The organism is Spirosoma spitsbergense DSM 19989 (assembly GCF_000374085.1).
Lineage (GTDB): Bacteria > Bacteroidota > Bacteroidia > Cytophagales > Spirosomataceae > Spirosoma > Spirosoma spitsbergense.
Genome location: NZ_KB893478.1, coordinates 1 through 4,231, shown reverse-complemented (window position 1 = coordinate 4,231; position 4,231 = coordinate 1). Strand labels below are relative to the sequence as shown.

The window sequence follows — 4,231 nt, the reverse complement described above, 5'->3', positions numbered from 1 at the left end:
CATCAATCGTTGCAGTCGCTTGAGTCGGGAAGCCCGCAGGGTGGTTTGGTTGATAGCCAGACTCCATTGAGCCAATGAGGAGTCAGCCAGTTTCAAGAGGGCAATGATCAGCAGGGCCATAAAGCGGATACGCCGTTTATCACATTGAAAATGATCTTTGATGGCATCGTAGACAGCATCTTCGTTACTTTGCATAGGGAGTAGTTGGAGGGGTTTACGTTTAGCGACACAAAACTACCTCAACATCAGCTACTCCCTACTTTTGTCCTGTACTTAGGGCAAGCGCTTTAAAATAGCTGGTGAAATTGAGGTAAATGTGATAAATTTTCCGTCTGTTACTATTGACGCTCATGGAATCTCCCCAAAAGTACTTTGAAGACTTGCCAGATCTACGCATCAAACGAAGTCAACTAAATAATTTTCAGGGTGTTATTGTGGTATTTCTCATAAAAAGTTACTATTCATATGGTGAGTGCCTGGGCGAACCAAAACCGATTGGTTTTAGAACAGGTCAAAGTGGAGGAGAAATCGAACGAAATAACTGTTATCCCTCAGCTAATCAAGGTATTGACATTGAACGTGTATATCGTTACCGCACGGGCGTACCCGGATTGATATAATGAGTTGTCAAACCGATATTGCTAAACTCATTGTTGAGACTGAAGCGGACTATGTATTTGCCCTGAAAGGCAATCAGGGTAGTCTACACCAGCACGTCAAAGATAACTTTGAGCGGGAAACACCTACTCGTATCCACACTGATTTAACTAGCGACCACGGACGGGTGGAGAAGCGGGCTTACTAGGTAATGACTGAGCACAAATGTGTAGAGAATGCGTCGGCCTGGTCTGGGTTACAAACCATTGTTGAGGTAAAATCGGAAGTCTTTCACAAACTAAGTCAAAAGGCTACTTGCGAGACTCGGTATTACATCAGTAGTCTTCAACTTATTGTCAAAGAAAAGGATAGTAAAATAATTGCTCAGGCTATTCGGGGTGATTGGGGCATCGAAATCTGCTTGCATTGGTCACTCGACGTAAGTTTCAACGAAGATAAATCACGAGTTCGTACGGGTTATAGTGACCAGAACTTATCGGCGATTCGTATGATTACTCTGTAAGAACAATTTTTATATTTCTGCGTTTTAAATTAACTTTAATCAAAAGTCTTAAAATATGAAATGGTCTATTTTCTCCTTGATAGCTTTACTTTTGTTCACTCCCGGTTGCGAGTCTCGAACAAAAAAAGAAGAACTTCAGAAAAAAGAGATTGCTTTAAATAAAAAAGAGCATGACCTTCTTTTAAGAGAGAAAAGTTTGCAATTAAAAGAACAGCAACTGCAGCAGAGAGAAAAACAAATAGACAGCAGCCCAAAAGTAGATACGACAAACCTTTATAACCCTGCATTGATTGGTAGGTGGTCGGTAAAAATGACGTGTACTGAAACCACCTGTACCGGTTCCGCTGTGGGTGATACAAAAAACGAGCAATGGGCTATCTCTTACCAGGGAAAAACCATCATAGCAAAAGTGATAGTAGCCGATAAACTGGTTAGAATCTATACAGGATTTTTCACAGACAATAGCGTTGAGCTGATGGAAGATTCGGAAAGAATATCCTCACGAATGGCACCAAAAATGGTGGTACGTCTGCAAATAGTTAATGAAAAAACTCTTGATGGTCACAGAGAAATTGTAAGGGATAATAATTGTAAAGTACTCTATGCTTTGCAACTGAAGAAACAAGATTAATCACGCAACAGGAAGCTTTATGTATGTATTAAATAGTGTAGACTTTACGCTACCTTTAAGCAACCCGGTAATCATATTCTCGCTGGTGCTTTTTATTATTTTATTTGCACCTATCTTATTGAATAAAATAAAAGTTCCTCACCTTATTGGATTGATACTTGCCGGCATAGTAATTGGACCTTATGGATTGAACCTTTTGCTACGTGACAGCAGCATTGTACTTTTTGGTACGGTAGGATTATTGTATATTATGTTTAGCGCCGGTCTTGAAATAGATCTGGAAGAATTCAGGAAGAACCGTTTTAAAAGTTTTGTATTTGGTTTGTTCACGTTTTTATTTCCAATGGTACTTGGATGTATCACCGTTTACTATGTATTGAATTTTAGCTTTTCCTCTTCGCTGCTGTTAGGTAGTATGTTTGCTTCCCATACCTTACTGGCTTATCCCATTACAAGCAGGTATGGTATTTCAAGAATACGATCAGTTACTTTAACTATTGGCGGAACGATCATTGCCGACATACTGGCTTTGTTGGTACTGGCAGGTGTAACCGGTATGACAAAGGGCGAGATTACCGCAGGTTTCTGGGTGCAGTTGGCGATTGCCACCATTATTTTTGGAAGTGTCGTTTTCTTTGTGTTCCCATTAATTGCACGCTGGTTTTTCAAAAACTTCGATGACCCGGTTTCTCAGTATATTTTCGTGCTGGCGATGGTTTTCATGGGTTCTTTTCTTGCCGAACTTGCCGGATTGGAACCGATAATAGGAGCGTTTTTAGCAGGGCTTGCACTCAACAGATTTATTCCGCATTCATCTGCCTTGATGAACAGGATTGAATTTGTCGGCAATGCTTTCTTTATTCCGTTCTTTCTGATAAGTGTGGGTATGCTGGTTGATTTTAGTGTCCTTTTTAAAGGCTTTGGTGCTTTGAAAGTAGCCGGGTTAATGACGGCAATTGCTATTCTTTCTAAATATATTGCTGCCCTGGTCACACAAAAAACATTTCAACTTTCAGGACAGGAACGTCAAATGATCTTTGGATTAAGCACGGCAAGAGTAGGCGCTACGCTGGCTGTTGTATTGGTTGGATACAACATCATCATTGGTGAAACGCCAACAGGAGAACCTATACGATTATTGAATGAAGATGTTTTAAATGGAGCCGTCATCATGATCCTGGTTACCTGTACCATCAGTTCTTTTATTGTTGAAAAGACAGCACGCCAGCTCGCTTTGAAAGAAGAGAATGTTTCATCGGATAAAACAAGTTCGAATGAAAAAATATTGATCTCCCTAGCATATCCTGAAACCGTAACCGAACTGATTGATATTGGCTTACTGCTGAAGCCTAAGAAAAGTAACATTCCAGTTTATGCTTTAAATATTGTGAGTGATGAAAGCGATGACAATAAAACAACTGCTATCGCTAAAAAAATGATGGATAAGGCGACATCTCATGCCGTCGAAACAGGGCATATAATAGTGCCTATCACAAGGTTTGATATAAACATTAGCAATGGCATAATTTATACTCTGAAAGAACAAAATATTACTGACCTTTTAATTGGATTGCATCACCAGGCTAACCCAAAAAATTTTCTCGGTCCTACGGCAGAAAGAATTTTAAAACATACGGCAGAAACTGTTTTCATTTATAAGTCTGTTCAACCTTTCAATACATTAAAAAGAATGATAGTTGTGGTTACGGCAAATGCGGAGTTAGAGCCTGGTTTCAGCCACTGGTTTGCCAAGCTTTGCACCATTGCTAAAGAAGCAGGTTTACCTGTTGAATTTTACGGCAGCAACAAAACGTTAAAAGAACTACAGGATCAGCAAAGAGTTCAAAAAACAGAAGGCAAATTGAGCTTCCATGAGTTTATCAATTGGGATGATTTTTTAATCTTCAGCCGGGAAGTAAAGAAAAATGATTTGCTTGTAATTGTTTCTTCCCGAAAGGGTCATGTTTCATACCAGTATTCACTGGGAAAACTCCCCTATTATTTATCTAATTATTTTACAGATAGTAGTTTTATAATGCTATACCCTCAACAAATTGAACAGGGAATTAAAATGAATGATGTACAATACGTAGACAGTACTTTAGCTGAAACAATTTCTGAAAAGGTAAACTCGGTGGCTAAAGGAAAAGGACTTTTAAGAAATTTATTCAAAAGTAAATAGCCAGACAATCAAGTAAGTTTTTTGCCCGGATTTCCACTGCTTATTCAACACTGATGTACCTGGTTTTTGGGGAATAATAAAAACCTTTGGCTTTCTTGTAGCAATGGCATTTCTTTCAGCAGCCTGGGTTTTAACCAAAGAACGGCTTTGTTGCATGGCTACGTAGGTACTCGCATTACAGCTTTGGGCATCCCTAATTTTGTGAATCGGTTTAGGCAGTTTGCCTTCACGTGAGCTTCAGCTTGTTGATTGGCCAGCAAACGGGTTGATAACCGCTCCCCGAAGGTCGTCTTCCAGC

The 4,231-nt window shown here is 39.6% G+C and carries 7 protein-coding genes; 5 read left to right on the top strand and 2 right to left on the bottom strand.

Going from position 1 to position 4,231, the window contains the following annotated elements; all coding sequences use genetic code 11:
• Window positions 1-195 (bottom strand): hypothetical protein (locus B157_RS35030; RefSeq protein WP_026308527.1); only part of this gene is annotated, 195 nt, incomplete at its 3' end.
• A gap of 155 nt (window positions 196-350) precedes the next feature.
• Here B157_RS35030 and B157_RS38230 point away from each other — a divergent pair.
• The 5 genes from B157_RS38230 to B157_RS0110735 are packed head-to-tail and all read left to right on the top strand — an operon-like array spanning window position 351 to window position 3,933.
• Window positions 351-620 (top strand): hypothetical protein, encoded by a 270-nt coding sequence (locus B157_RS38230; protein WP_157618388.1) that lies wholly within the window; start codon window positions 351-353, stop codon window positions 618-620.
• A complete protein-coding gene (locus B157_RS36810; protein WP_020603336.1) occupies window positions 620-805 on the top strand; it encodes a hypothetical protein in 186 nt (61 codons plus the stop codon). The genes B157_RS38230 and B157_RS36810 overlap by 1 nt, the downstream gene beginning before the upstream one ends.
• Before the next feature lie 3 nt (window positions 806-808).
• Window positions 809-1,120, top strand: a complete 312-nt coding sequence (locus tag B157_RS40470; protein ID WP_020603335.1) for an ISAs1 family transposase — start codon at window positions 809-811, stop codon at window positions 1,118-1,120.
• 55 nt (window positions 1,121-1,175) lie between these two features.
• Window positions 1,176-1,751 carry a hypothetical protein gene (locus tag B157_RS0110740; RefSeq protein ID WP_020603334.1) on the top strand — a complete coding sequence of 192 codons (576 nt, stop codon included), beginning with the start codon at window positions 1,176-1,178 and terminating at the stop codon, window positions 1,749-1,751.
• 19 nt (window positions 1,752-1,770) lie between these two features.
• Window positions 1,771-3,933 carry a cation:proton antiporter gene (locus B157_RS0110735; RefSeq protein WP_020603333.1) on the top strand — a complete coding sequence of 721 codons (2,163 nt, stop codon included), beginning with the start codon at window positions 1,771-1,773 and terminating at the stop codon, window positions 3,931-3,933.
• Here B157_RS0110735 and B157_RS38225 read toward each other — a convergent pair.
• A complete protein-coding gene (locus B157_RS38225) occupies window positions 3,916-4,089 on the bottom strand; it encodes a hypothetical protein (RefSeq protein ID WP_157618387.1) in 174 nt (57 codons plus the stop codon). The genes B157_RS0110735 and B157_RS38225 overlap by 18 nt on opposite strands.
• Window positions 4,090-4,231: the final 142 nt, after the last annotated feature.